Genomic DNA, 26,964 nt, shown 5'->3' on the forward strand with positions numbered 1-26,964 from the left:
GGAGGAACTAAGATGAGGCCTTCGTGGGATGAATATTTTATGAACATGGTGGAAATAGTAAAGACCCGCTCGACATGCTTGCGGCGGCAGGTAGGCGCTATCATAGTAAAAGATAAGCGTATGCTTGCCAGTGGTTATAACGGTGCTCCATCTGGGGTAAGACACTGCGACGAGGTTGGCTGCCTGCGGGAGCAAATGCATATACCATCGGGTCAGCGCCAAGAGTTATGCCGCGCCATACATGCCGAACAAAATGCCATAGCTCAGGCAGCTATGATGGGCATAAGCGTAAAGGATGCCACTATCTATATCACGACACAGCCGTGTGCCATATGCGCTAAAATGATAATAAACGCCGGCATAACGCGTATAGTATATAAGGGCGATTACCCGGACGCGTTGGCTATGGATTTGCTGCGCGAGGCAGGTATAGAAGTGGCCCGCTTTGAAGATGGCAATCTCGTTAAGGTGAGATTGGAGCCTCTGCCCGACGACGAAAATGAGGCGCATGGGCACGATGATTAAACGAAAGAGGTGATGCTTTGCATAATAAACCGCTTAAAATTATGTCGGTTTTCGGTACAAGGCCGGAGGCTGTTAAGATGGCCCCACTTATAAAGGAGATGGATCGTCATCCTAATTATGTAGAAAATATAGTGTGTATAACAGCCCAACATAGGGAGATGTTGGATCAGGTTTTAAGGTTATTTGATATAAAACCGGATTTTGACTTGAACATAATGCAGGACAGGCAAACGTTAGCCGATATAACCGTAAGAGCGCTTCATGGTTTATATGATCTTTACGGACGTGCAAATCCTGATCTTGTATTGGTGCATGGAGACACCACTACCACATTTGCCGCATCGCTTGCCGCATTTTACAGGCATATAGCCGTGGGCCATGTGGAAGCAGGGCTGCGAACACATAATAAGTATTTTCCGTTTCCGGAGGAGATAAATCGAAAGTTGACCGCTGTCGTAGCCGATCTGCATTTTGCGCCGACTGCTGCTGCCAAAAAAAATCTCATAAAAGAGAATATACCTGTCGATAATATATTTGTAACCGGCAATACTGTTATAGATGCTTTGCTTACCACCGTTAAGGACGAATATAAATTTCAAACGCCGCAGTTGCAAGAGCTGGATTTCAAAAATCAACGTATTTTGGTAGTAACGGCACATAGGCGTGAAAATATCGGAGCACCGTTGGAAAATATATGCCTTGCATTGAAAGAAATCGTTGAAAAGTATGACGACGTTCATATAGTATATCCTGTGCATTTAAACCCGTCTGTCCGCGATACGGTATTTTCCATGCTCGGCAATATAAAACGCATAATGCTGCTGGATCCGCTGGACACCGAAGAACTGCATAATTTAATGGCCCGCTGTTATCTCGTATTGACCGATTCGGGTGGGCTTCAGGAGGAAGCACCATCGCTCGGCAGACCGGTATTGGTGTTGCGCGATGTTACCGAAAGACCGGAGGCGGTAGAGGCCGGTACGGTAAAGATAATAGGCACCGATGTTGATGCTGTAACAAAGGAAACATCACGCCTGCTCGACGATGCCGATGAATATAAGCGCATGGCAAACGCCATAAATCCATACGGAGACGGACATGCATCCGAGCGCATAGTTCAAGCCATACTATATAAGTTCAATATATGCAATGATCGTCCTTTAGAGTTTTTACAATAGCAATTATTGTTTGGCTGTGCCATTATGCAAAAGGCTGAAATATAATATGCCTAGCCTATATGCTGTGCGCCGAAACAGTGACAAATAAAAATATATAATACAATTGGAGGAATTATACAAATGTTAGTAAATACTAGAGAAATGCTTGACAAAGCACGCGAGAAGGGATATGCTATAGGTGCATTCAATATGAGCAATATGGAGATTCTCCAAGCTATCGTTCAAGCAGCCGAAATCGAAAATGCACCGGTTATAGTGCAGGCCAGCCAGGCCGCATTGAAATACGCAGGAGTAGATTATATAGAAGCGATGGGCAAATTAGCCGCACAAAAAGCTTCGGTGCCGGTGGCCATACATTTGGATCACGGTACGGATTTTAATCTGATTATGTTGTGTATACGTCACGGATTCACTTCAGTGATGATAGATGGTTCAAAATATCAATTTGAAGAAAATATAGCTATAACTAAAAAAGTAGTAGAAATAGCCCATGCCGTGGATGTTTCGGTAGAAGCTGAATTGGGTAAGATAGGCGGTACTGAAGACCATATAACGGTTTCAGAGAAAGAAGCACTGTATACCGAACCGGAGGAAGCAGTACGTTTTGCAAAAGAAACCGGCGTAGATAGTCTTGCTATATCTATAGGTACCGCTCATGGCCCATATAAAGGTGAACCTAAGCTGGACTTTGATAGATTGGCTGAGATCAGGAGCATGCTGGATATTCCAATAGTATTGCACGGCGCGTCAGGTGTTCCCGATGAAAGCATACGCAAGGCCGTGGAAAGAGGAGTATGTAAAATAAATATCGATACAGAAATACGCCAATCTTTTACCGAGGCAGTAAGAAAGATTCTTGCCGACAATCCCGCAGAATATGACCCGCGTAAAGTGTTGGGCGTTGCCAAAGAGGCTATGATAGAAACAGTGAGCGGTAAAATGCGCCTGTTCGGTTGCTCTGGACGAGCGTAAATTAAAATATTACGTCAGGAGGTATTTTCAATGAAGCTTTTTATAGATACAGCAAACGTGGATGAGATAAAAGAGGCCAACGATTGGGGCGTTATATGCGGCGTGACCACAAATCCGTCGCTCGTAGCCAAAGAGGGTCGCGATTTTATGCAAGTATTGAAGGAAATATGCGGTATAGTCGATGGTCCTATAAGCGCGGAGGTCATAAGCACACAGCATGAAGGCATGGTGGAAGAGGCTAAGAAATTAGCCGCTGTGCATCCGAACGTCATAATAAAGATACCCATGCTGCCCGAAGGATTAAAGGCCGTCAAGATATTGAGCCAACAGGGCATAAAAACCAATGTTACGCTTATATTTTCAGCGGCCCAGGCACTTTTGGCAGCCAGAGCGGGCGCTACATATGTGAGCCCGTTTGTCGGCAGATTGGATGATGTGGCCAATGAGGGTATGCAGGTAGTAAAGGATATAGCCGATATATTTTTGCTCCATGATATACCTACGCAGATAATAGCAGCCAGCATAAGGCATCCCATGCATGTTATAGAGGCTGCTAAAGCCGGTTCGCATATAGCGACTGTACCATATAAAGTATTGCAGCAGATGTTTTCTCATCCTTTAACCGATATCGGCATAGAGCGGTTTTTAAAGGATTGGGAAGGCGTCAAATTTAAGTTTTAGAAAGGAGAATGCATTTTTGGATTTTGATAATTTAGAAGAAAAGGGTATATTCGAATTACGCGATATAGGCCGTCAGGTAGGCGTAAAAGGCGTAACTCGTTATAGGAAACAGCAGTTGCTGGATATGATAAAGCAAAAACTCGATGAAATGCGCCAGGAGTATAAAAAGGCACAGCCGGAACAAGTTTCGATAGAAGAAGATACATCAAAGCCGATTGCAGAGGAAGCAGAGCCGGAAGAGGATATCGACGAGGTCGATACCACTATAGAACCGGAGTTTGAAGATGAAGTAGATATTGAGCCTGAGATTGAAGATGAGGTTGAGCAGCCGAGGTACGAACAGCCCAAATATGAGCAGCCGAGGCGCGAGCAGCCCAGGTATGAGCAACCGAGGCGTGAACAGCCGCCATACGATCAACCCAGATATGATCAGCCGCGATATGACCAACCGAGACGCGAGCAGATCCCATACGACCAACCCAGGTATGACCAACCGAGACGCGAGCAATCCGGATATGATAGGCCTAATGGTCGAATCGACCGCAATTCGCCCCAAACCGGTGAGCGCTATAACCGATGGGGGGGCACGCAAACGAATCATTATCAGCGTCAGCCGTACGGTTATCAGCAAAGGTCTACAGGAGTGCCGGAATCGCTGAAGGAACTGGAATACGGTGATGCTGAGGGGGTACTTGAGGTGTTGCCGGATGGTTACGGCTTTTTGCGATCGGAAAATTATCTGCCTGGCAATAAAGACGTATATATCTCGCAGTCTCAAATAAGACGTTTCGGCTTGCGGACGGGCGATCTCGTCAAAGGCAAGACTAGGCAGGCTAAAGAAGGTGAAAAATTTCAGGCGCTTCTTTATGTTACCAGTGTAAACGGTGAAGACCCGGAAACGGCTCTGAGAAGGAAACCATTCGATGAATTGACGCCTATCTTCCCCGATGAAAGGATAACACTGGAGGATCATGATAACCCGCAAGAGCTCTCTACAAGGCTTATAGACCTTATAGCGCCTATAGGCAAAGGCCAGCGAGGGCTTATAGTATCGCCGCCCAAAGCTGGTAAGACTATATTGCTTAAAAAGATAGCCAACAGCATAACAAAAAACTTTCCGGATATCCATGTAATAGTATTGCTCATAGACGAGCGTCCTGAAGAAGTTACCGATATGAAACGCTCTATAAAAGGAGAGGTTATATATTCCACATTCGACGAAATGCCGGAGCACCATGCCAAGGTATCGGAAATGGTGCTGGAGAGGGCCAAAAGGTTAGTGGAACATAAAAAGGACGTCGTTATATTGTTGGATAGCATCACGCGTCTGTCCAGAGCGTACAATCTTACCATAGCACCTACCGGCAGAAGCCTATCCGGAGGATTGGATCCCGGCGCTTTATACAAACCTAAGAAATTCTTTGGCTCGGCCAGAAATATAGAAGAAGGCGGTAGCCTTACCATAATAGCCACAGCGCTCATTGAGACCGGTAGCCGCATGGATGACGTTATATTTGAGGAGTTTAAGGGCACGGGCAATATGGAGATCTATCTCGACCGCAAGTTATCAGAGAAACGTATATTCCCTGCTGTAGATATAAATCGTTCCGGCACTCGTCGTGAAGAACTGCTGCTTTCACAGAAAGAAATGGAATGCATATGGGCTATACGCAAAGCTTTGAGCTCTATGGGTACTTCCGAAGTGACCGAATATCTTATAAGCCGACTTATAAAAACCTCTTCCAATGAAGAATTTATCGATATGATAAAGGACGGTTTAAGCAATCTTAGCACCGAAGAAAGGGCTATCTTAGCCAGATAAGACTATGGCTTTGCTAAAGCTTAAACCCTTGATGGAAGAGGTGGCTAATTGTACCAAATGTCCATTGGCGCAGAGCCGTACGCATACAGTGTTCGGCGAAGGCAATTTAAATGCCCGCCTGATGTTTGTGGGGGAGGGGCCGGGCAAAGACGAAGATTTGCAGGGCCGGCCGTTTGTAGGAAGGGCCGGCCAATTACTGGATAACATGCTGGAAGCCATAGGGATAAAACGTTCTGAGGTATATATAGCCAATGTAGTCAAATGCCGTCCGCCTCAAAATCGCGTTCCCACACCGAGCGAAGCCAAAGCATGCCTGCCGTATCTGCGCAATCAGGTGGCTATAATAAAGCCGAAGATAATAGTATGCCTCGGCGCTACGGCAGCTAAGAACCTAATAGATCCCGATTTTAAGATAACTCAGCAAAGAGGGCAATGGATAGAGCGCAAAGGCTATTACTTTATTGCGACCTTTCATCCGGCAGCGATATTGAGGGATCCAAGCAAAAAGAAGCCGGCGTGGGAAGATTTTATTCTGATAAAAGAAAAATACCTTGCGGAAGGATTGGATGCATGAGAGGGGAAAAGGATTTTTTAACAGCGCTTAAATATAAAACTTTATTGTGTGATGGTGCTATGGGGACCATGCTGCGTGAACGCGGGGCCGATAGCGAAGCATGCCTTGAGTACATGAACATATCGCAGCCCGATATGGTACTGACCTTGCACAAGGATTATATAGGTGCTGGTGCAGATATAATAGAGACTAATACGTTTGGGGCCAATAGATTTAAACTAGCTATTTATGGCTTAGAGGATAGGGTCGCGGACATAAACCGACAGGCGGTGAAATTGGCCAGGCAGGCAGCAGGGAATAACATTTGGGTTTTAGGCGCAGTCGGACCTATAGGCTTGCCGCTGATACCGGTGAACGAGAAGGACCGCGGCGATATTTATGAAGCTTATGGAGAGCAGATAGAGGCATTGTGCTGCGAGGGCGTGGATGCTATCATAGCCGAGACGATGGGTAGCACGCTCGAAGCTGAGATGGCTATAAAAGCCGCTAAGGACGCGGCCGATATTCCTGTGATATGTCAATTTTCTTTATTGCCTGATGGCTTTGATTCTTCTGGCGAAAGCTTGCAGAGCGTAGCGGAATTTCTAAAGCATTGCAACGCTGATGTAGTCGGATTAAACTGTGGCAGTGGCCCGCGCGATATGGTAGAATTTATGAAATTCATTGCGGAATATACGGATGGTTCTAAATTCCTATCCATACAGCCAAACGCAGGTTTCGCTTATTATGCGCAAGGCCGGCTTCAATACAAAGCCAAGGCCGATTACTTTGCATCGTATGTAAAGGACTATATTGGACTCAAAGTAAATATAATAGGCGGTTGCTGTGGTACCACGCCGCAGCATATAGCAGCAATGCGCAGCGTATTGAATGAAAACACGAGTCTTGAAACATCGAATATGATTGCCATGGAGCCTGGTACGATTACGGCAGAAGTAAGCCGATCCGAATTGACACAGGCTGGCATTGCAATGGCCGGTAATATTTTAGAAAAGATAAAACAGAAATTTGTCGTGACGGTGGAAATGGATCCGCCTAAGGGCACGGATATAGAAAAAGCATTGGCAGGTGCGCGCGCCTTGAAATCCTGCGGCGTGGATGCCGTCAATATAGCCGACAGCCCTATGGCCAGGGTAAGGGTAAGCCCTATAGCGCTGGCGGCGCGCATAAAACAGGAGGTAGGTCTGGATGCTATATTGCATTTCACGTGCAGGGACAGGAATCTTATAGGTATCCAATCCGAGCTTATAGGCGCAGCCGTTCTTGGCATAAACAATGTGCTGGCTTTAACAGGGGACCCGCCTTCTATCGGGGATCATCCCAAGGCCACGGGTGTTTTCGATATAACATCGGAAGGGCTGGTATACATATTGGGTGCCTTGAATCAAGGCCGCGACTATATGGGTAATGTCTTGGAGGGCAGCACAAATTTTGCTATAGGCGTAGCCTTTAACCCCAATGCCGATGATCTTAAAGCAGAACTTGAGAAATTGGATAAAAAAATCGAAAATGGTGCTAACTTCATACAAACACAACCCATATATGATATGCAAACGGTTGAAAAAATGGTAAAGAACATAGCTGATTATAATATACCGGTACTTATGGGCGTATTGCCGCTTAGAAGTTATAAACATGCGGAGTTTTTGCATAATGAGGTGCCGGGTATAACCATACCACTTGACATACGCCAACGCATGAAAAATGCCGGCGATAATGCTCTGGATGAAGGCGTGGCCATAGCGGCCGAGCTGATAAAGCAATGCCGTGGCATGGTTAGCGGCGTCTATATAATGCCACCGTTTGGACGGTATGATATGGTGGAAAAGATAATGGCCGAGATAGCCTGGTAATGCACCAGGCTGTTTTATTTATTAATAAATTTGCGTTGGCATTGACCTCCTTTGTGCTTTAATGAGCAGAGGTTTTTAAAATGACTTGCTAAAATAGGTGATGTGAGCTATAATTCTGCTTTAAGAGGAAGGGAGGAGAAATAATGTTTCCGTTAACCATATGGGAAATGTTAGTGAGGATGGCGTTGGCTTGTGTGCTGGGTGGCGTTGTTGGTTGGGAGCGTGAGGTGGTACAAAAGCCCGCCGGCTTTAGAACCCATGTTTTGGTATGCGTTGGATCGGCACTTACAATGCTTATATCAGTTTTTATGTATAATCGGATGCAAACCGTATCGGCCGCATTACCGGATCCTGCTCGTTTGGGAGCTCAGGTGATAAGCGGCATAGGCTTTTTGGGTGCGGGCACCATAATAAAAGAAGGCCCAAATATAAGAGGGCTTACCACAGCGGCCAGCTTGTGGGCGGTGGCGTGCATCGGCTTGGCCATAGGCATAGGCTATTACAGTGCTGCTTTGGCTTCCACTGCATTTGTAGTTATAATACTGGATGTATTTAATAGGCTGGAGGATACCAAGATATTTGCTCCCAAACAAACTATGAGAATAGCTGTTTCCATTAAAGACCAACCGGGGCACCTAGCGATATTGGCGCAGGCACTTGGGGACATGGGCGTGTCGATTAACAATATAAAAATCGAGCGTTATGATGGGCAAGATGAGGTACTGGTATTGCTCAAATTAAAAATGACAGAGAATGTAACACAGCAGGATATTTTCAATAAGCTCTACGATATAAAGGCGGTAGGCAAAATAGAACAGATTTGACACAAAATAATTTTAAATTTTGTGCAACCTTTTCACCATCTTAATCATCTAATATGCAAAGGAATTTTTTATATTAAGGAATGGTTAAGATGGTGAAATCCACAATTAAATTACTCATTGCTGTATTTTTGTGCCTGTTGCTGGCATCATGCAATATTGTACCGGATCGCCATATGCCGCCGAGCGATATGCCTATAGTTCCGCCGGAACCAAAAACCAAGGCGAGCGAAAGCCTACACTATATATCGAGCAACAGAAAGGGGTCTGAGGATATGAGCCGCTTAAAAACGGATAGCTTTGTTGTAGAACTTCCTTTACGCGCTAATTCAAAACAAAGAAAGATAGCAATGGCACGTTTTGAAGCCGGGCGTCAAATATACAATGCCTGCCTTGGCGAGGCGCTTAGGAGACGCGACCAGATGTTGACTTCTAAAATGTACCGCCAAGCCATATTGATGCCTCATAAAACCGAAGAAGAATGCAAAATACGTAATCAAGCATTTCGAGAAGTACGGATTAAATATGGCTTAAATGGCCAATATTGCTTAGATAAATATGCAACCCAGACTAGAAATTCATGGCTTGGCCAGCATATCGATGCGAATACTGCTGAAGCATTGGCGACAAGAGCATATCGAGCTGTTGAATGAACCATCACCGGTGAGGCCGCAAAAGTAAAATTCAAGCGTTATGGTGAGCTAAATAGTCTTGAAGGGAAAACGAATAAGCAAGGTATACGCTGGAAAGACAATTGCCTAATATGGGGCACATTAAAATTGCAGGCCATTATCGACTTCAACGACCCTGTTATCGCTTATGGCTTATCATGTCCTATCAAATTTGTACGCTTAGTAAAGAAAACTATCAAAGGGAAAACACGCTTATACGTGCAACTTATCTGTGAGGGAATACCGTACCAAAAAGAGAAGAATTACATTGCCGAAGGCAAAATTGGGATAGACGTAGGACCATCTACAGTCGCTATAGTCAGCGATACAAAAAGCAGCCTGAACCTCTTTTGTCATGAGCTCAAAGATATTCACGGCAAGATTAGAGTAATACAACGGAAGATGGAGAGACAGCGAAGAGCAAACAATCCGGATAACTATAACAGCAATGGCACTATTAAGCGCGGCAAATTACACTGGCATAACTCCAAACGTTATTTGGCAAGCAAGGCCCAATTTACGGAACTAAACCGACGCCAAGCTGCATATCGCAAATCGCTTCACGGCCAACTTGTTAATGACATACTAAGGTGCGGTAATACGATTTACCTGGAAGATATCTCTTATAAAGCATTTCAGAAGAACTTCGGCAAATCAGTAAATTATCGTGCTCCCAGCATGTTTGTAAATATGATAAAGACGAAGCTACTAAGAGTTCAAGGTAAATTCGAGGAATTTCCTACCGTCAGTACCGCGCTATCGCAGATGTGCCAATGCGGCAGGCGACAGAAGAAAGAGCTTCGCGTTCGCTGGCACAGATGCGAGTGTGGTATAAATATGCAGCGTGACCTATATTCCGCATTTTTAGCGAGGCATGTCAAACAAAACAGTGGAGGCAAATATTATCTTGACTTGCAATCAGCCACTAATGAATGGGCACAGATTAAACCGGTACTAGATGAAGCAATCAACAACGTTAAGATGACATATAATCATATTCCGAAGAGTTTTGGAATATAAAAGTAGCCGAGCCTATCTCAAAACAGGGTGGAATCGTCCTGGCGGTTGGAGATAGGCTGTCAATAACCTGCGAGGTTCGAAATAGCACTTGCTATAATAGAACGCCTAATGATAGGACAGAGCAGGTCAACCGCAAAAGGTATCTGGATGATGCAACATGCTAAGGCTTTGAGTAAGGTTCGTCCGGCAAAGAGAGGCAGGCTGACAGATATCTACTCATGTACTAAGTCAGGAACCCCCTGGCTTTAGCCATGGGGAGATTCAGTATATCTTTTTAAATGACGGTTGCTGTTGTTCGAACGTAGTTACATACTTAAAGCCGGCCTCCCTGGATATATCATAGGCAAGGTCGAATTTATAGGCTATATAATCGGTGCTATGGGCATCGGAGCCTATAGTAAGTATTTCGCCTCCCAGTTCTTTATAGCGTCGAACAAATTCCGGCGTAGGCATGGTTGAATTGAGGTTATAGCGAAAGCCGGATGTATTTATCTCTATGCCTTTACCGTTTTCTATGAGCCATTTTAATATAATATCCAATATATCGGCATAATCGCCATATTTCATACTTTTATCATCATAATTTCCATATCGACGTATGAGGTCTATGTGACCTAGCACATTGAACATAGGGAATAATTTTATGCAATCGTACATATCTTCAAGATATCTTCTGTAAGCCTGTTCTTTAGCTTTTCCACGGCAAAAATCGCCATTGTGCAAATCAAGCTTGTCTACTACGTGCGTTGATGCTATAATATAGTCGAACTGATAAGAGGATGCCACTTCGAGCGACTGCCGCAGCGTGTGAGGTTGCAAGCCGATCTCTATGCCCTTTATAACCTTCAGACGAGGGGCATATTTTGCACGCACTGTGTTATACTGCTCGGTGTAGAGGCTGAAGTCTATCATGAATTGATCGTCGAAATTAGGGTAATCTATATCAAGATGGTCTGTGAATGCTATCTCTTTAAGCCCGAGCTCTATGGATTGCCGACAGGCTTGGTCCATAGTCATGTTGGAGTCGGTGGAAAAATTAGAATGTATATGGTAATCGTACATAAAAAATCCTCCGTAAGTTTTGGTAATGTCTTTTAGAATTGTATTACTGTATACGCAGAAATGTCAAGAGATATAAGAATTATGATATAAGGAGAGATGATGATGGAATCGGATATAAAAGAATTACAGAAACATTTGACATATAAAACCGAGCTGGCCTGGGATGCTGTCGGTGGACAGCGTGACGAGGTTTTTCAATTCTGTGAGGGCTATAAGGATTTTTTAAGTTATAGCAAGACCGAGCGCCGGTGTGCCAGTGAGATAAGGCGTATAGCGGAACAAAAGGGTTTTGTACCAATAGAACAGCTAAAACAGGACAATGCAAAGCTCATGCCCGGCATGAAGGTATATTATATGCAGAGGAACAAAACGATAGCTCTGGCGGTAATAGGTAAGCAGCCTTTGGAGGGTGGTTTTAATCTTATAGGATCGCACATAGACTCGCCGCGGTTGGATTTAAAGCAAAAACCGCTTTATGAAGATGAGGGACTGGCATTCTTTGATACGCATTATTATGGAGGCATAAAAAAATATCAGTGGGTTATAACACCGCTGGCTACATATGGCACCATAATAAAAGCTGACGGGTCCAAGGTGGAGATAAGTGTAGGCGATAAAGACAGCGATCCGGTCTTTTGTATCACCGATTTGCTGCCCCATCTGGCTAAATCGCAGATGGACAAAAAGATGTCGGAAGGGATAACCGGGGAAGGTCTGAACGTATTGGTTGGTAGCATGCCGCTTGATGTATCTGAAGAGGAAAAGGATAATATAAAAGAACGGGTTAAACTTGCTGTGTTACAAATGCTACAGCAGAAGTATGGTATAACGGAGGAGGACTTCATAAGTGCCGAGATAGAGTTAGTGCCTGCATTTAATGCACGTGACCTTGGCTTTGACCGCAGCATGATCATTTCCTACGCCCAGGATGATCGCGTGTGCGCTTATACATCATTGCAAGCCCTTTTGTCGCTTAATAATCCCGATAAAACATGCGTTGCGCTATTTGCAGATAAAGAAGAAATAGGCAGTGTGGGCAATACAGGCATGGAATCTGTGTTCTTGGATCGCTTTGTATCTGAGTTGGTGGCATTAGACGGCAAATACAATGAGCTTATGGTCAAGCGTATTCTCTTAAATACCAAGGCGTTATCGGCCGATGTGAGCGATGGCTTAGACCCGAATTATGCTGAGGTGGAGGACAAGCGCAATGCTGCGTACATAGGCAGAGGCGTCGCTATAAATAAATATACCGGTTCGAGAGGTAAATATGGTGCCAGTGACGCGCATGCAGAATTCGTAGGCGAGGTCCGCAAGGTGTTTAATGATAGCAACATAGTATGGCAGGCCGGCGAACTGGGTAAGGTGGATGAAGGTGGCGGAGGCACTATAGCGATGTTTCTCGCACGCTACGGCATGGATGTGCTGGACTGCGGTGTGCCACTCTTGAGCATGCACGCACCTTTAGAGGTATCCAGCAAAGCCGATGTGTATATGACCTATAAAGCGTATAAGGCCTTTTATGAGAAGGTAAAGTAAAAAGCAAAGGCGCAAACGGGATTTGACAACCCAATGCGCCTTATATTATAATGTGTGTACTTTAGTGATTTATCACTTTATCATAATAAAGCGATTAGGGTGGAGAATGGATGGAAAGCTGGAAATTGCATATACCGGAGGGTACTCAGGATTATCTGATCGATGAGTGCTATAATAAGGAAGAATTGGAACATAAACTTAACGTTCTATTTCACCGTTGGGGATACAGATCTGTGGAAACGCCCATATATGAATACTACGATGTCTTCAGTGACAGCAGCAAATACAGGCATCAGGAAGAGATATTGAAGTTTGTCGATCGCAACGGCCGTATAGCGGCGCTGAGGCCGGATATGACGGTGCCGGTGGCACGCATGGTAGCCACAAAGATGGCATCGGAGCCTATGCCGCTAAGATTATGCTATTGCGGCGACGTATTCCGCTACGATGACCTGCAGGCAGGGCGCCAGAGGCAATTCACGCAGGTTGGCGTCGAACTGGTTGGCAGCACTTCAGTACTAGCCGATGCCGAGCTCATAGCGCTGGCCATAACCGCCCTTAAATATGCCGGATTGGATAATCCTCATATAGTCATAGGTCAGGTCGGTTTATTTAAATCCATAATCGAAGAAAGCGGCGTCGATCAGTCGTATGCTCAGAGCATAAGCCGGCTTATAGACCAAAAGAATATACCGGCGCTCGCGGCTTTGCTGGACGAAGCTGATATCGATGACGATTATAAAGAAATATTGCTCGGTTTGCCTCAATGGTTCGGTGGCGTAGACATTCTCGATAAAGCGAAGGCGATGGTGAAAGAGCCGGCCATTATGGCAGGGCTGGATAACATATACGGAATATACGATGCGCTGGCTCGACGGGGGTTGAATGACTTCGTATCTGTGGATTTAAGCATAATACCCGATCTCGATTATTATACGGGCATGGTGTTCAATGCTTTTGTAACTGAACTGGGCTATTCCATATGCGGCGGCGGCCGATACGATAATCTGTTGGCCAACTTTGGTACTGCATTGCCCGCTACCGGGTTTGCCATAGGCATAAAGCGCCTTATGCTGGCTTTGGAAAGGCAGGGCAAGTTGAGGCCTGCTCCGCCGTGCGCCTATCTAATAGTTTATGATGAAAGCGGCATGAAGAAAGCTTTTGAGTGTGCCACGCAACTGCGACGGCAGGGCTTTGACGTGATTGCAGAGGCCGTAGAAGATGTGGGAGATGCCGCCGCCTATGCGTCAGAAAGAGGGATAAAGAATGTATTGCATTTTTGCAGGGAGGATTGAAGTTTGAGCTATATAACTATAGCGCTGGCAAAGGGCCGGTTGGCTGATTTATCTATGGATCTTTTAGAACACTGCGGTATAGACTGCAGCGAGGCGCGCTCATCCTCGCGCAAGCTCATATTCGATGACGACAATACCGGCGTCCGTCTGATACTGGTCAAGCCGGTGGACGTGCCTACGTATGTCGATCACGGCGCTGCCGATATAGGTATAGCCGGTAGCGACACCATTATGGAATATGGCGGTTCGCTTTATGAGATGCTGGATCTCGGTTTTGGCCGCTGCCGCATGGTAGTGGCAGGCCCCGATGATAAGAATGGCGGCATCATAAAAGCCAATATGCGTGTGGCTACAAAATATCCCAATATAGCGGCCGATTATTTCAGGCGCAGGGGTCAAACGGTGGATATAATAAAACTTAACGGTTCGGTGGAACTGGGCCCGCTGGTAGGCTTATCTGACGTTATAGTGGACCTGGTCGAAACAGGCAGCACGCTGAAGGAGAATGGTTTACATGTGATAGATGAGGTTTGCCAAGTCAGCGCCCGCCTTATAGTAAACCGCGCCAGCCTCAAGACCAAGCATCAGGCCATTATGAATATTGTAGAAGCTGTAAAAGCATTTGTACAAAAAGGAGAGTGAAAACGGATTGATAAACTTCATAGATTTGAGAAAGCAGAATAAAAACGACTTCATAGCCCGTTTGCGTTCGCGCTCGCAGCTTAGCCGCGACGACATAAAAGCCTTGGTCGAGCTCATAGTGCAGGATATACGCGACAGGGGCGACAATGCTCTGCTGGAATACGAGAAGCGCTTTGACCACGTGGACATGTTACCTGATTCGATCAAAGTGGCGCAGTATGAAATAGACGATGCTTACGCTAAGGTAGAGCCGCGTTTTATAGAGGTCATAAAAAAAGCCGCTGAAAATATAAGGGTATTTCACAGCAAACAACTCGATAAATCGTGGATGGTAAACGGCGAGAACGGCACTATAATGGGCCAGATCTATCGTCCATTGGAATGCGCAGGCATATATGTGCCGGGTGGCCGCGCGGCCTATCCGTCGTCGGTGCTCATGAACGCTATACCGGCACAGGTGGCAGGAGTGCAGCGTATAATAATGGCCACGCCACCTATGGAGGATGGCAGCGTGTATCCATATACGCTGGTAGCCGCTAAAGAGGCCGGCGTGAATGAGATATACCGTATGGGCGGGGCGCAGGCTGTAGCCGCTATGGCATTTGGTACCGACGCTGTGCCCAGGGTGGATAAGATAGTAGGGCCGGGCAATATATATGTTGCCATGGCCAAGCGCGCAGTGTATGGATATGTCGATATAGACATGATAGCCGGGCCGAGTGAAATACTTATTATAGCCGACAGCAGCGCCGACCCTGCGTTTATAGCGGCCGATCTGCTGTCGCAGAGCGAGCACGACCCCATGGCATCGTCGATACTCATAACCGACGACGATGGATTGGCTGCCAAGGTGGCTGACGAGGTGGAAAAACAAAGCGCTGAGCTCTCGCGCCGCGATATCATAGCGCAATCCATGTCCTATTATGGTTATATAATACTTGTGCGGGATATGAGGGAGGCAGTGCGATTGGCCAATGATATTGCGCCCGAGCATATAGAGCTTATGGTCAGCCAACCGTTTGAAATGTTGAGCGGTATAAAAAACGCTGGTTCGATATTTTTAGGCCGATATTCCCCCGAGCCGCTGGGCGATTATATGGCAGGGCCCAATCATGTGTTGCCTACCGGCGGTACAGCGAGGTTTTATTCCCCGCTCAGCGTCGACGACTTTATAAAGAAATCCAGCTTTATATATTATTCCGAAGGTGCGTTATCTGCTATAAAGGATGATATAATAGATTTGGCACAATTTGAAGGGCTTACGGCCCATGCCAATTCGGTGAGGGTGAGGTTTGAATGATGGAAGTGCAGCGTATAGGCGAGGTAACGCGGCGTACCGCCGAGACCGACATACATGTCAAATGGGTGTTGGATGGTGCCGGTACGGCGCGTGTTGATACCGGTATTGGCTTTCTGGATCATATGTTGACGCTTATGGCAAAGCATGGCCTGTTCGATATAGAGGTGTCGTGTAAAGGGGACCTTTACGTTGATGGCCATCACAGCGTTGAAGATATAGGCATTTGCATGGGGCTGGCTTTTGCCAGGGCTATAGGTGACAAGGCAGGCATAAAGCGCTTTGGTACATTTTATGTGCCCATGGATGAAGCGTTGGTTATGGTATCGTTGGATATAAGCGGCAGGCCTTATCTGCATTACGATGTGGCGTTGGACGTGCCGTCCATAGGCCATATGGATGCCCAGCTTTTTGAGGAATTTTTCCGCGCGCTGGCTTTTAATGCCGGCATAACGCTGCATATAAATTGTTTGTATGGACGTAATGCGCATCATATCATAGAAGCGGCGTTTAAGGCACTGGGCCGGGCTCTGGATGCGGCTGCAGGAAAAGACCCCCGCATAAAAGGCGTACCTTCCACCAAGGGGGTGCTGTAATGATAGCTGTCATAGATTATGGCATGGGCAATCTGCGCAGCGTGGAGAAGGCGTTTCAATATATAGGATTCGATGCTGTTATAACCGATGATCCCGCTGCCATAGCCGAAGCCGATAAGGCGGTGCTGCCCGGCGTAGGGGCATTTGCTGATGCCATGTCTACCTTGATAGATCGCGGTTTGGATAAGGCCATATACAGCTTTATAAATAGTGGAAAGCCTTTTTTAGGTATATGCCTTGGGCTGCAGCTACTCATGGATACCAGCTATGAAAGCGGTGTTTATAAGGGGCTGGGCATATTTAAGGGTACGGTGGAGCATATACCGCCGGGCCTTAAAGTGCCGCATATGGGCTGGAACGACCTCGAGCATAAGGAGGACGCACTATTTAATGGGTTGAGCCGGCATCCTTACGTGTATTTCGTGCACTCATACTATGTCAATCCCATCGATGCCTCTATAGTGACAGCTACGGCGCATTATGGCATAGATATGCCTGTGGCCGTACACAAAGACAATATATTTGCGGTACAGTTCCATCCCGAGAAAAGCAGCTCGGTAGGATTGAATATATTAAGGAATTTCGGGAGGTTAGAGGTATGATGATATATCCCGCAATAGATATAAAAGGCGGCAAGTGCGTGCGCCTGGTACAAGGCGATGCTGGGCGCCAAACCGTATATGAGGATGACCCGCTAGCAGCGGCGCTGCGCTGGCAATCGGCCGGTGCACAGTGGCTGCACGTGGTGGACTTAGACGGTGCTTTTGTCGGCGCATCTGCCAATATGGAGGCTATAAAGAGCATAGTGCTGTCGGTGGATATACCGGTGCAACTGGGCGGTGGCATGCGCAGCATGGATGTTATAAGCTATATGCTGGATGAAGTAGGCGTAAGCCGGGTTGTCATAGGCACGGCCGCCATCGAGCAGCCATCTTTGGTGGAGCAAGCCGTGCGGCGTTACGATAACCGAATAGCGGTGGGCATAGATGCGAAAGGCGGTATGGTGGCTGTGCGGGGCTGGGTGGATATAACCGGCGTATCGGCCTGCGATCTGGCCGGGCAGATGAGCGCAATGGGTGTTAAGACTATAATATACACCGACATATCAAAAGACGGTATGCTGGCCGGGCCTAATGTGAAGGCCATCGCTGATATGGCAAAATCATTTGCCGGAGACGTAATAGCGTCGGGAGGCGTATCGGATTTGGACGATATAAAGCGGCTAAAGGAGGCCGGCGCGGCGGGCGTTATAATAGGCAAAGCCTTATACGACGGCCGCATAAACCTTGAAGATGCATTGGAATTGGAGGAATAATCATGCTCACAAAGCGTATAATACCATGTTTGGATGTTACCGGCGGTCGCGTGGTAAAAGGGGTGAATTTCGTAAACCTGAGGGATGCCGGAGATCCTGTCGAGATAGCGGCATATTATGACAAAGCCGGGGCCGACGAGCTGGTGTTCCTGGATATAACGGCATCATCGGATGATCGCGCCATAATGCGCGATGTGGTGGCGCGCACGGCCGAGCAGGTATTCATACCGTTTACGGTAGGCGGCGGCATACGCGGCATAGAGGATTTTCGCGACATATTGAAATTAGGAGCCGATAAGATATCGGTTAATTCGGCGGCATTGAAAAGGCCTGAGCTCATATCCGAAGCGGCGTGGCGTTTCGGCAGCCAGTGCGTCGTCGTGGCTATAGATGCAAAGCGCAGGGATGATGGTAGCGGTTGGGATGTTTACCTGAATGGCGGTCGCGTTAATACCGGCCGCGATGCGCTGGAGTGGGCCGTTGAGGCCGAACGCATGGGAGCCGGCGAGATACTGCTTACCAGCATGGATGCCGACGGCACAAAAGACGGATACGATATAGAGCTGACCAAGGCGGTGGCGCAATCGGTGAATATACCGGTTATCGCATCAGGGGGCGCGGGTAAACTGGAGCATTTCTACGACGCCATAGCAGAGGGCATGGCTGATGCTGTGTTGGCCGCATCGCTCTTTCATTATAAGGAATTGGAGATAATGCAGGTGAAACGATATCTTGCCGATAAAGGCATACCGGTGAGAATGGAGGAAGAATAAAATGGACGATTTTATAAGCAAGCTTAAATTCGATGATAAGGGCCTTATACCGGCCATAATACAGGATTATACGAATGGGCAGGTGCTCATGCTGGCCTATATGAACAAACAGTCGCTGCGTAAAACGATGGAAACAGGCCAGACCTATTTTTATAGCCGCAGCCGCGATGAACTATGGCATAAAGGCGAGACATCGGGGCATTTCCAAAATGTAAAAGGCATGAGCTACGACTGCGACGGTGACGCCCTGCTCATAAAGGTCGAGCAGATGGGAGCAGCCTGTCATACGGGACATCGTTCGTGTTTCTTCAATACCGTTGTAGAGCAGCCCGATATCGCCAAAGGGGACGTGTTGGCCGAGTTGTACGATGTTATAGTGGATAGGAAGAATAACCCCAAAGAGGGTTCATATACCGATTATCTGTTTGAAAAGGGTATAGACAAGATACTGAAAAAGGTAGGCGAGGAATCGGCAGAGGTCATAATAGCGGCCAAAAACGGCGTGTACGACGAAGTGCGCTGGGAGGTAGCCGACTTATTCTATCATGTGCTGGTACTGCTGGTGCAGCAGGGTATGACGCTGGACGATATATACGCCGAATTGAAAGGGCGCAGGCATTGATAGACGGGGAGTATGTGCAGCGCATATTGGGAAGGGTCAGAAAGGCCGTACAGGATTTTGATATGATAGATGAGGGCGACAGGATAGCTGTCGGGGTGTCGGCAGGCAAGGACAGCCTGACGCTGCTGTATGCTATGAGCCGCCTGGCTTCATTCTATCCTAAAAGATTCGAAGCAATAGGCATAACCGTGGACCAGGGATTTCCGGGCGCCGATTTTGCACTTATACAGGAATTTTGCGATAGACTTGGCGTGGAATACCATGTTGTGCCATCCAACATAAAAGAGGTCGTGTTCGATATAAAAAAAGAGCATAATCCATGCTCATTGTGCGCCAATCTGAGGCGTGGCATGCTGAATACCGCAGCCCGTCGGCTTGGGTGCAATAAAGTAGCGCTGGCGCATCACAGGGATGATGCCATTGAAACCTTTTTCCTCAGCCTATTTTATGAGGGGAGGATATACTGTTTCGATCCCAAGGTTTATCTTACACGCAGCGGCATAACGGTCATAAGGCCGCTTATATATATAAAAGAAGCCGAAACTAAAGGAATGGCCAGAAGGCTACAGTTTCCGGTGATAACCAATCCATGTCCGGCAAATGGCAAGACCCAGCGCGAGGAGATGAAACGCTTTGTAGATGGGCTATCAGCTTTCGGTCCGCAAACCAAAGATCTGGTGTTCAACGCCATACGACGAAAGCTGTGGATGGAGAGGTAAAGCGTGTAATTTGGTGTTATAATATATGAGTAAGAAGGGATGTGATGATTTCATGATGGATAGATGGTGGCCGGTGAATGGCATTGGCCTGATCGGCATACTGTGGTTTATATTTGAGATAGTGCTCGTCGTAGCCGTAATAGTAGGTATAATATATATTATAAAGCATTTATCGGGCAATGAAGGGCACGGTTCATATGGGCGCGACGAGGCCATGGAGATATTGAGACAGAGATTTGCGCGAGGTGAAATAACTGAGCAAGAATATGAAGAGATGAAGGAAAAACTTAAAAGATAGGGGCGAGGTATATTGGCGACGGATTCTAGGCAAGATATGTTAAACCGCCTTAAAACAATAAAAGGTCACATAGGCGGCATAGAGCGCATGATAGAAGAGGGTAAAGAATGCCAGGAAGTCTTGCTTCAGATAGCAGCGGTTAAGGCTTCTTTGGAAAAGGTGGGTTATTCTTTGCTGGAGGAACACGCCGTACAGTGCCTGGTCAAAGATAACGATGGCAAGGTCGATGCCGGCGAGGTAGCCGAGTTGATCAATACCATATTGAAATTCGCGAAATGAGCTTGACAAAGCGAAGCCGTTGGGTTAAAATTTAATCAGGATACCCCGTACGGGGGGATAGTATATTTTATATGGAGGGTTTGATAATTATGGCTAAAGTTATAGAGGTTACGGATACAAATTTCAGTAAGGAAGTATTGCAGTCCGATAAACCTGTATTGGTAGATTTCTGGGCCCCATGGTGCGGCCCCTGCCGCATGATGGCTCCGATAATAGAGGAAATAGCCGAAGAGAATGACGATTTTAAGGTAGCTAAACTAAACGTGGATGAAAATCCATTGATAGCATCCACTTACAGGATTATGAGCATACCCACGCTGGGCATATTCAAGGGAGGCCGTATGGTCGATCAGATCGTAGGGGTTACACCCAAACAGCGCGTGGTGAACGCCGTTAAGGCATTGGTTTAAAAATCAATAGCATAATGCCGGTTTGGGTACATGCCCGGACCGGTTTTTTGTTATAATCTGCAATAAGGTTCCTTATCATAGGTCTGCTGTATAAGGATTGTGCAGCAGCGTAAACAGCATATAGACATAAAGCATCAAACTGTATACCAAAATGTGCCTATATTAGGTAGGTTAGCTTTGCCATATAGGTATCATGCGGTGCCAATACTCAATAAAACATGGATGCAAGCCCCAAAAAGTTTTTTCTTAAATGCAACTTTTTTGACAAAAATGCGTCTTATATATAGAAGGATAATTACAAAAACATTGTAAAAGAGCGGTACATATGGATAGCAAGCTTTACGAAGAAAAAGAAAGCCGTCTAAAAGAGCTGTTTAATAAAATGAAGCAGGGCGATATAGACGCTTTTGTTAGTCTTGTAAATGAATATTCACAATACATATTATGTAAATCCAATTACCCTATAACCAGCCCCTTTGCATGGTTAATGCAAATAACGGTAAATACCGCAATATCGGCGATGAGAAAGCGTAAGCCGATGGTTTCATGGGAGGCAATTGACCAATCGGCGCTTGTATCGGATCACGAAACCTCTATTGAAAATCTCGAGGAAGAAATGTTGGAGAAAGTATATATACATATGAGGGTAATGTAACAAACAGCTTTAAAACATCAATGGGCGCTTATGGTTCGATAAGGTATGAGTATAGCTACTATTTACCAGGAGTACCGAATCCGTCTATATCTCATATGTGGGCATGAGAAGCATTAACAGCAAACTCTCTTACAATAGTTCCATAAATATTTAATTTTAAAGGAACATATGTTAAATAATTATTTAACATATGTTCCTGTGTGAATTTGGTAAAGGAGAATAAAATATGGTAAAAGTTGATTCCAAAGCAAATGAAAATTATTTGTTAACTTTTTTCAAAAAATTGCTAGTCATAAATGCAATATTTTTTATATCACGTATTATGACTAAAAGTATTTTTATTGTCTTATATAATAATATTGATAATCTTGGACATGTTACCTTATTAGACAATTTGGTTCTACAAGTTATAACATATATAGGGTTTATTGTTTTATTTATCTTTTATTTAAGAACCGTTAAAAGAGGAGTTGAGCTTGAAGATCAGCTCATTGTTAAAACATGGTTTTTCTCATATATGCTACTATTGATATTAGGACCACTTATTATAACTGCTATTAGGTATACTATTTTCCATAATGAGATCAATACTAGAGAATATGTAATATTCTCTAGTATTATACCGTATCTATATATAGGATTATCTGCGATGGCGACTTCTATCGTTTTATATTTTACAGGTTCTATATTAAATATTACGCTAATTAAAGTAACAGCGTATATATATCCTATTATAACGATGCTGATTATGTTGCTGCCCCCGCAAGATTTGTCAATAAACGATAAGCTTTCGATACAATTGTATATAGTAAAGCCATTGTATACTTTGCAATATATTGGTTCATTGTTTATTATTTTTAAGGCTTATGCAAAAGCACGTTAGTCGCACCTGAGGATGCATCCCATATTTTGTATAAACTCGAGATATTATTTAATGCGATAAAATAGTTAATTGAATATCAAGGATAGGAGTTGATATAATGACAAGAAAGTGTTTGCGTTGTGGAGAAGAAATGATTGGTTACTGCTCAGGCATAGTAGACAGGACCTAAAAAGTCAGGTATAATATCATCAGCTAGAGACGTAAGGCAGTGATTTATTGTGGAAGAAGAGGAAATAGCTCAGATTATGCTGTCCATTAATTCGCCTCGCTTAAATATTGGATTTAAGGCATTTACATAGTTTTGCGTAAGTCATGAATATAAATAAAAACGAAAGGTTGCTGTGCCATGGATATAAAGGACATACAGAATATATTGCCTCATCGTTATCCGTTCCTGCTGGTGGATCGCATATTGGAAGTAGAAGATGGCAAAAAGGCGGTGGGTATAAAAAATGTTACTGTAAACGAGCCGTTTTTTCAGGGGCATTTCCCCGGTAACCCGATAATGCCGGGTGTGCTGATCGTAGAGGCTATGGCGCAAGTAGGTGCCGTAGCGGTGCTGAATATGGAAGAAAATAAGAACAAACTGGCTATGTTCGCCGGCATAGATAAGGCTCGGTTCAGGAGGCCGGTTGTACCGGGCGACCAATTGCGCATGGAAGTGGAACTTGTAAAGGTGAAAGGCTCCATAGGCAAAGGTAAGGGAATGGCCTATGTGGCCGATGAACTGGTGGCCGAAGCCGAGCTTATGTTTGTATTAACTGACAAACAAGGCATTTAGTATAAAAACGCTGCGTTGCGACGATAATACCCTTTAGGATAATATTTCTGGAGGGTATTTTGTTTTGAAAAAAGGTATCATAGCTAGCCTGATCATGATATGGCTGACCGTAGCCTCGGTTTGTGCCATAACGACCGTAAACCAATCCGGCATAACGACGCCTGCTGTAGCATCAGGCGATACAATGACCGTAGAGCCGGTGCCTGCGGTGGGAGGCAGCGAATCGTCGGAAGCTTCGGATGAATTAAAATCAGATGATACAGTTGTACAGGAACATGAAACCGAAGCCATGCCTCAAGCCGATAGCAGCATAGACGAGCCAACATCCGAAGAGAAATCGACGCAAAAGGTAGACGTTAAGGAAACCATAGAAAGCTACGAAAATATACTGGCGGCATGGTTTGAAAAAGATGTCGATGATAAAATCATCGACAAGCCAGCGCCTCCTAAACCCGATAATATAAAAACGGTGGCCACGTTAGCGCAATTGGATGAGGCAAAGGACAGCGTAAGTGTTAAGGATAAACTTGAAGCGGCAAAGTTGTTGGCCAAAGTCGATATAAACGATATAAAAAGGATGATCGATATGGCCAGGGATGGCGTTACGCTGCAAGAGGCCAGAGATATGGATAGAATATTGAAAAACCATTTATCGGCGGAAGAAGTGAAGAAACTGGAAGCGATAGCGAAAAGCTATGTTAAATAGCGTTGGCTGAGCAGCCGCGTTTTTCCCTTCACAAAAAAGATAAAAGGGCGTATAATGAAGACGATATATAATTGTGGAGGGGATGTGCCATGCCAAAAAACACCGATCAAAAGCAGATAGAACGCCAATGGTATATAATAAAGTTGCTGGCTCAGAATCCGAATGGCTATAGCCAAACGGAACTGACTGAAAAGGTCAATAGAGCGGGCTATACGGTTACTCGCGCTACTATAATGAATGATATGGATGATTTAAGCGAGGTTGGCTTTATATATCAGGATGGAAGCGATGCGCGGCCGATCTATAAGCTGTTCAAAGATGGCATATTTAACATACATAATTTGGACTTGGATATAGATGAATTACTCGGGCTATACTTCCTTCGTGAGATAGCCAAACCGTTTTCCAACAGTGTGATGGGAGAGGACGCCTATAAGATAGTCGACCGTATCATTAATTCCATGCCTGTTCCCAATAAAAAATTTATGCAGCAGGTGGCGTCTTATTTTAAGGTGGATCTCAATGACCTGTCATCGGATCATATAATTTCCGATGCCATTATGAATTTGCTTCAAAAGGCAGCCGATGACCACTGCACAGTTAAGATGAGGTATTATTCTTTCACGTCGGATGAAGAGAGCGTGAGGGAGATAGATCCCTATCTGTTGTTTTTCAAAAATGGCAATTATTATATTGTAGGATACTGTCATAAATCCAATGAGATAAGAGAATTTCGTGTAGATAGGATAAAATGGATCGATATGCTGGACGAGCACTTCGAAGTGGATCCGAATTTCTCTTATGAGCAGTATACAGATTATGTGTGGAATATATTGAAAGGCAATCAGCATTATACGGTGGAAGTGCGTTTTGTGAATAAGGGTGCCAGGCTGGTATGCGAATATGAGCAAAGGAAGGCCGATAAACTTATAAAGCAACCCGACGGATCTGTTGTATTCGTAAAGACGGTATCCAATTTGGAGGAAATAGGCCGGTGGGTATTAAGCTATGGCAGCGATGCGGTTGTGCTTAAGCCCAAGCAGCTGGCCGATATTATAAAAGAACGAGCCATGGGTATATGCAGATGCTACCAATAAGATTTTTTCTTCACAAACAGATATAAAAGGCGTATAATTGAAGTTAGATAGCACTGATTTTTGGTAGGTGAATCATGATTTATACTAAACCGAATGAAGGAAACGTGCTTCCTTTTGAGCAAAATGGGTCATTTTATTATAAGAGGGCTCAGAAATATATCGGGAAAAGCAATTATATAGAGGCACTGAATTGTTACAGGAAGGCAGTGGATAAAGATCCGGATAATATAGGCTATGTTTTGGAGCTTGCGGAATTATTCACCGAAATGAGTTTTTTTGACGAGTCCAATGTTGTGCTAGCACACGTACTGCACCGCGCAGGAGAATACAGGGCTAGGGTCTATTTTGATATGGCATGCAATTTTCTGGGAATGCAGGATTATGATCAGGCCAGGGAATATTTCAAAAAATATCTTAATATGGATTATGACGGGGAATATGCCGATGAAGCAGAGGAATTTCTGGCTATCTTGGAGCTGCAAACCTCTTATATTGAAGAAATAATAGGATATGACAGCAGTTTTAAAGCCCTTTATAAACGCGCGAGGATAGGCAAGCAGCTTTTGGACAAAGGTGAATATAAAAAAGCCATAAATGTATTTGAAAGGATAATGGATGAGGATCCCACGCTCTTATTCGTAAAAAACAACCTTTCATTGGCGTACTTCTGCGCAGGCGATATAGATAAAGCGATAAATATAGAAAAAGCCGTATTGTCAGTTCAAAGCGACAATATACACGCAAATTGCAATATGGCCTTGTATTATGATGATATAGGTAATCAAGACGGCAAAGAGGAATATATAAAGAGGATAACGGATTTAATAGATGCTGATGATCCCGACGGCTTATATAAAATAGGCGTCACATTATGCGAGTTAGGATTGCATGACCGAGCACTCGATGTTTTAAAAATGTTGTTGGAATATAACCCCTATGATATAAGGATTATATATTATTGTGGAGTAGCTTGCCTTAACTTAAAGCAATACGACGAAGCTATGGACTGGTGGGATAAGATGCTGAAGCTGGATCCAGACAACTCTATAGCGGCATTTTACAGAGCGAGGACCAGCCTTCACATGAGGCAGTTGATACCTGACCAGGAGTACCTCTATCAATATCAAGTGCCGCATGATGAATTTTTAAGGCGGATGCAATTTATAAATCGGATGCTAGCTATGCCTGAAGATCAATTGATCGATATGTGGCACAAAGATAAGGAATTTAAGGATATAATCAGATGGGGTCTGGATATAAATGATGATGTGATAAAAAGCGTCCTTCTTCATACCGTATCAGGATTTAGAGATCGGGAGGCCGAAAGGATTTTAAGGGAATTTCTGCTCAGAAAAGGCGAGTCAGAAGCGCTGCGCAAAGAGGTTTTTGGTTTATTAAAGCAAAATGGGATAAAAGAACCGTACATGGCCTATATAGATCAGAGGTTGACAGAAGTAAAGGTTAACTTGATAACCGAAACCGAGAACAGTAGTTTGCGCAGTTTATACATGGAAACCGCTGAGTTGGCTGTAGAGATGATGAAAAACCGTTATGACGATAACTACGAAGCCGCGGTACGTAAAACTATGGAGTGCTATTTGAACATGGTATCGCAGGAAAGGCTAAGCAAGATAAGGAAGAAAGAGGTATGGGCTGCGGCGTTGGAGTATTACTATTGCAGGAGAAAGGGTTCTTGGGGAGTTATGCGGGACATTGCTCAATATTATAATGTGTCAGCATCATCCCTGTCAACCGCTTACAGGCGCTTAATCGACACAATAGGCTATATAGATTTTTAGGCTATTGACAAGCAGTCGCCCTTTTGCTAAAGTATATAAGGATACGTGTGTAAAGAGATATTATTATTTGAGAGGATGG

30 protein-coding genes are annotated in these 26,964 nt (G+C 45.0%); 29 read left to right on the plus strand and 1 reads right to left on the minus strand.

The genetic code is table 11. From position 1 onward, the window contains the following. Positions 1 to 12: 12 nt before the first annotated feature. The 10 genes from MAHAU_RS01225 to MAHAU_RS14805 all read left to right on the plus strand — a co-directional run bounded on the left by MAHAU_RS01225 (position 13) and on the right by MAHAU_RS14805 (position 10,117). Complete coding sequence (locus MAHAU_RS01225) at positions 13 to 525, plus strand: deoxycytidylate deaminase (RefSeq protein ID WP_013779903.1); 513 nt, start codon at positions 13 to 15, stop codon at positions 523 to 525. Between the two features lie 41 nt (positions 526 to 566). After that, entirely contained in the window at positions 567 to 1,703 is a 1,137-nt protein-coding gene (wecB, locus tag MAHAU_RS01230) for a non-hydrolyzing UDP-N-acetylglucosamine 2-epimerase (RefSeq protein ID WP_041644233.1), read from the plus strand. A gap of 120 nt (positions 1,704 to 1,823) precedes the next feature. Next, on the plus strand, positions 1,824 to 2,675 hold the full coding sequence (locus MAHAU_RS01235; protein WP_013779905.1) for a class II fructose-1,6-bisphosphate aldolase: 852 nt from the start codon (positions 1,824 to 1,826) through the stop codon (positions 2,673 to 2,675). A gap of 30 nt (positions 2,676 to 2,705) precedes the next feature. Beyond that, positions 2,706 to 3,356 carry a fructose-6-phosphate aldolase gene (fsa, locus tag MAHAU_RS01240; RefSeq protein WP_013779906.1) on the plus strand — a complete coding sequence of 217 codons (651 nt, stop codon included), beginning with the start codon at positions 2,706 to 2,708 and terminating at the stop codon, positions 3,354 to 3,356. 16 nt (positions 3,357 to 3,372) lie between these two features. Then, positions 3,373 to 5,178, plus strand: coding sequence for a transcription termination factor Rho (gene rho, locus MAHAU_RS01245; protein WP_013779907.1), 1,806 nt, complete (start codon positions 3,373 to 3,375; stop codon positions 5,176 to 5,178). 4 nt (positions 5,179 to 5,182) lie between these two features. After that, positions 5,183 to 5,752 carry a uracil-DNA glycosylase gene (locus MAHAU_RS01250; RefSeq protein ID WP_013779908.1) on the plus strand — a complete coding sequence of 190 codons (570 nt, stop codon included), beginning with the start codon at positions 5,183 to 5,185 and terminating at the stop codon, positions 5,750 to 5,752. Then, entirely contained in the window at positions 5,749 to 7,605 is a 1,857-nt protein-coding gene (locus MAHAU_RS01255; protein ID WP_013779909.1) for a bifunctional homocysteine S-methyltransferase/methylenetetrahydrofolate reductase, read from the plus strand. The genes MAHAU_RS01250 and MAHAU_RS01255 overlap by 4 nt, the downstream gene beginning before the upstream one ends. 143 nt (positions 7,606 to 7,748) lie before the next feature. After that, the gene (locus MAHAU_RS01260; protein ID WP_013779910.1) at positions 7,749 to 8,429 is read left to right on the plus strand and encodes an MgtC/SapB family protein; all 681 of its coding nucleotides are present in this window, start codon (positions 7,749 to 7,751) and stop codon (positions 8,427 to 8,429) included. A 272-nt stretch (positions 8,430 to 8,701) separates the two neighbouring features. Next, positions 8,702 to 9,079, plus strand: a complete 378-nt coding sequence (locus tag MAHAU_RS14800; RefSeq protein ID WP_171804951.1) for a hypothetical protein — start codon at positions 8,702 to 8,704, stop codon at positions 9,077 to 9,079. A 126-nt stretch (positions 9,080 to 9,205) separates the two neighbouring features. After that, positions 9,206 to 10,117 (plus strand): hypothetical protein, encoded by a 912-nt coding sequence (locus MAHAU_RS14805; protein ID WP_049783319.1) that lies wholly within the window; start codon positions 9,206 to 9,208, stop codon positions 10,115 to 10,117. 261 nt (positions 10,118 to 10,378) lie between these two features. Here the strand turns inward: MAHAU_RS14805 and MAHAU_RS01270 are convergent, their stop codons facing one another. Beyond that, positions 10,379 to 11,179, minus strand: a complete 801-nt coding sequence (locus MAHAU_RS01270; RefSeq protein ID WP_013779911.1) for a histidinol-phosphatase HisJ family protein — start codon at positions 11,177 to 11,179, stop codon at positions 10,379 to 10,381. A 99-nt stretch (positions 11,180 to 11,278) separates the two neighbouring features. Here MAHAU_RS01270 and MAHAU_RS01275 point away from each other — a divergent pair, with 99 nt between their 5' ends. The 19 genes from MAHAU_RS01275 to MAHAU_RS01365 all read left to right on the plus strand — a co-directional run bounded on the left by MAHAU_RS01275 (position 11,279) and on the right by MAHAU_RS01365 (position 26,885). Then, positions 11,279 to 12,718, plus strand: coding sequence for an aminopeptidase (locus tag MAHAU_RS01275; RefSeq protein ID WP_013779912.1), 1,440 nt, complete (start codon positions 11,279 to 11,281; stop codon positions 12,716 to 12,718). A gap of 110 nt (positions 12,719 to 12,828) precedes the next feature. Next, complete coding sequence (gene hisZ / locus MAHAU_RS01280; RefSeq protein WP_013779913.1) at positions 12,829 to 14,013, plus strand: ATP phosphoribosyltransferase regulatory subunit; 1,185 nt, start codon at positions 12,829 to 12,831, stop codon at positions 14,011 to 14,013. Positions 14,014 to 14,016: 3 nt separating this feature from the next. Next, positions 14,017 to 14,655 (plus strand): ATP phosphoribosyltransferase, encoded by a 639-nt coding sequence (gene hisG, locus MAHAU_RS01285; RefSeq protein ID WP_013779914.1) that lies wholly within the window; start codon positions 14,017 to 14,019, stop codon positions 14,653 to 14,655. Positions 14,656 to 14,662: 7 nt separating this feature from the next. Beyond that, a complete protein-coding gene (hisD, locus tag MAHAU_RS01290) occupies positions 14,663 to 15,955 on the plus strand; it encodes a histidinol dehydrogenase (protein ID WP_013779915.1) in 1,293 nt (430 codons plus the stop codon). After that, positions 15,952 to 16,548, plus strand: a complete 597-nt coding sequence (gene hisB, locus MAHAU_RS01295; RefSeq protein WP_013779916.1) for an imidazoleglycerol-phosphate dehydratase HisB — start codon at positions 15,952 to 15,954, stop codon at positions 16,546 to 16,548. The genes hisD and hisB overlap by 4 nt, the downstream gene beginning before the upstream one ends. Continuing rightward, positions 16,548 to 17,150, plus strand: coding sequence for an imidazole glycerol phosphate synthase subunit HisH (hisH, locus tag MAHAU_RS01300; protein WP_013779917.1), 603 nt, complete (start codon positions 16,548 to 16,550; stop codon positions 17,148 to 17,150). Before hisB ends, hisH begins: the two co-directional genes overlap by 1 nt. Beyond that, positions 17,147 to 17,863, plus strand: coding sequence for a 1-(5-phosphoribosyl)-5-[(5-phosphoribosylamino)methylideneamino]imidazole-4-carboxamide isomerase (gene hisA / locus MAHAU_RS01305; protein ID WP_013779918.1), 717 nt, complete (start codon positions 17,147 to 17,149; stop codon positions 17,861 to 17,863). Before hisH ends, hisA begins: the two co-directional genes overlap by 4 nt. A 2-nt stretch (positions 17,864 to 17,865) precedes the next feature. Beyond that, on the plus strand, positions 17,866 to 18,636 hold the full coding sequence (gene hisF, locus MAHAU_RS01310; RefSeq protein ID WP_013779919.1) for an imidazole glycerol phosphate synthase subunit HisF: 771 nt from the start codon (positions 17,866 to 17,868) through the stop codon (positions 18,634 to 18,636). Between the two features lies 1 nt (position 18,637). Further along, the gene (hisIE, locus tag MAHAU_RS01315) at positions 18,638 to 19,258 is read left to right on the plus strand and encodes a bifunctional phosphoribosyl-AMP cyclohydrolase/phosphoribosyl-ATP diphosphatase HisIE (RefSeq protein ID WP_013779920.1); all 621 of its coding nucleotides are present in this window, start codon (positions 18,638 to 18,640) and stop codon (positions 19,256 to 19,258) included. 62 nt (positions 19,259 to 19,320) lie between these two features. Next, a complete protein-coding gene (locus tag MAHAU_RS01320; protein ID WP_483466648.1) occupies positions 19,321 to 19,977 on the plus strand; it encodes a tRNA 2-thiocytidine biosynthesis TtcA family protein in 657 nt (218 codons plus the stop codon). Positions 19,978 to 20,002: 25 nt separating this feature from the next. Beyond that, a complete protein-coding gene (locus tag MAHAU_RS01325) occupies positions 20,003 to 20,275 on the plus strand; it encodes an SHOCT domain-containing protein (RefSeq protein ID WP_083809802.1) in 273 nt (90 codons plus the stop codon). 12 nt (positions 20,276 to 20,287) lie between these two features. Further along, on the plus strand, positions 20,288 to 20,554 hold the full coding sequence (locus tag MAHAU_RS01330; RefSeq protein WP_013779923.1) for a metal-sensitive transcriptional regulator: 267 nt from the start codon (positions 20,288 to 20,290) through the stop codon (positions 20,552 to 20,554). Positions 20,555 to 20,643: 89 nt separating this feature from the next. Beyond that, positions 20,644 to 20,964, plus strand: coding sequence for a thioredoxin (trxA, locus tag MAHAU_RS01335; RefSeq protein WP_013779924.1), 321 nt, complete (start codon positions 20,644 to 20,646; stop codon positions 20,962 to 20,964). Between the two features lie 325 nt (positions 20,965 to 21,289). After that, entirely contained in the window at positions 21,290 to 21,619 is a 330-nt protein-coding gene (locus tag MAHAU_RS01340; protein WP_013779925.1) for an RNA polymerase sigma factor, read from the plus strand. Between the two features lie 226 nt (positions 21,620 to 21,845). Next, positions 21,846 to 22,502, plus strand: a complete 657-nt coding sequence (locus MAHAU_RS01345; RefSeq protein WP_013779926.1) for a hypothetical protein — start codon at positions 21,846 to 21,848, stop codon at positions 22,500 to 22,502. 346 nt (positions 22,503 to 22,848) lie between these two features. Continuing rightward, complete coding sequence (gene fabZ, locus MAHAU_RS01350) at positions 22,849 to 23,283, plus strand: 3-hydroxyacyl-ACP dehydratase FabZ (RefSeq protein WP_013779927.1); 435 nt, start codon at positions 22,849 to 22,851, stop codon at positions 23,281 to 23,283. Between the two features lie 64 nt (positions 23,284 to 23,347). Continuing rightward, positions 23,348 to 23,989 (plus strand): hypothetical protein, encoded by a 642-nt coding sequence (locus tag MAHAU_RS01355; protein WP_013779928.1) that lies wholly within the window; start codon positions 23,348 to 23,350, stop codon positions 23,987 to 23,989. 89 nt (positions 23,990 to 24,078) lie between these two features. Continuing rightward, positions 24,079 to 25,086, plus strand: coding sequence for a helix-turn-helix transcriptional regulator (locus MAHAU_RS01360; RefSeq protein WP_013779929.1), 1,008 nt, complete (start codon positions 24,079 to 24,081; stop codon positions 25,084 to 25,086). Positions 25,087 to 25,160: 74 nt separating this feature from the next. After that, positions 25,161 to 26,885, plus strand: coding sequence for a tetratricopeptide repeat protein (locus MAHAU_RS01365; RefSeq protein ID WP_013779930.1), 1,725 nt, complete (start codon positions 25,161 to 25,163; stop codon positions 26,883 to 26,885). Positions 26,886 to 26,964: the final 79 nt, after the last annotated feature.

The sequence above is a fragment of the Mahella australiensis 50-1 BON genome (assembly GCF_000213255.1).
Taxonomy (GTDB): domain Bacteria; phylum Bacillota; class Clostridia; order Mahellales; family Mahellaceae; genus Mahella; species Mahella australiensis.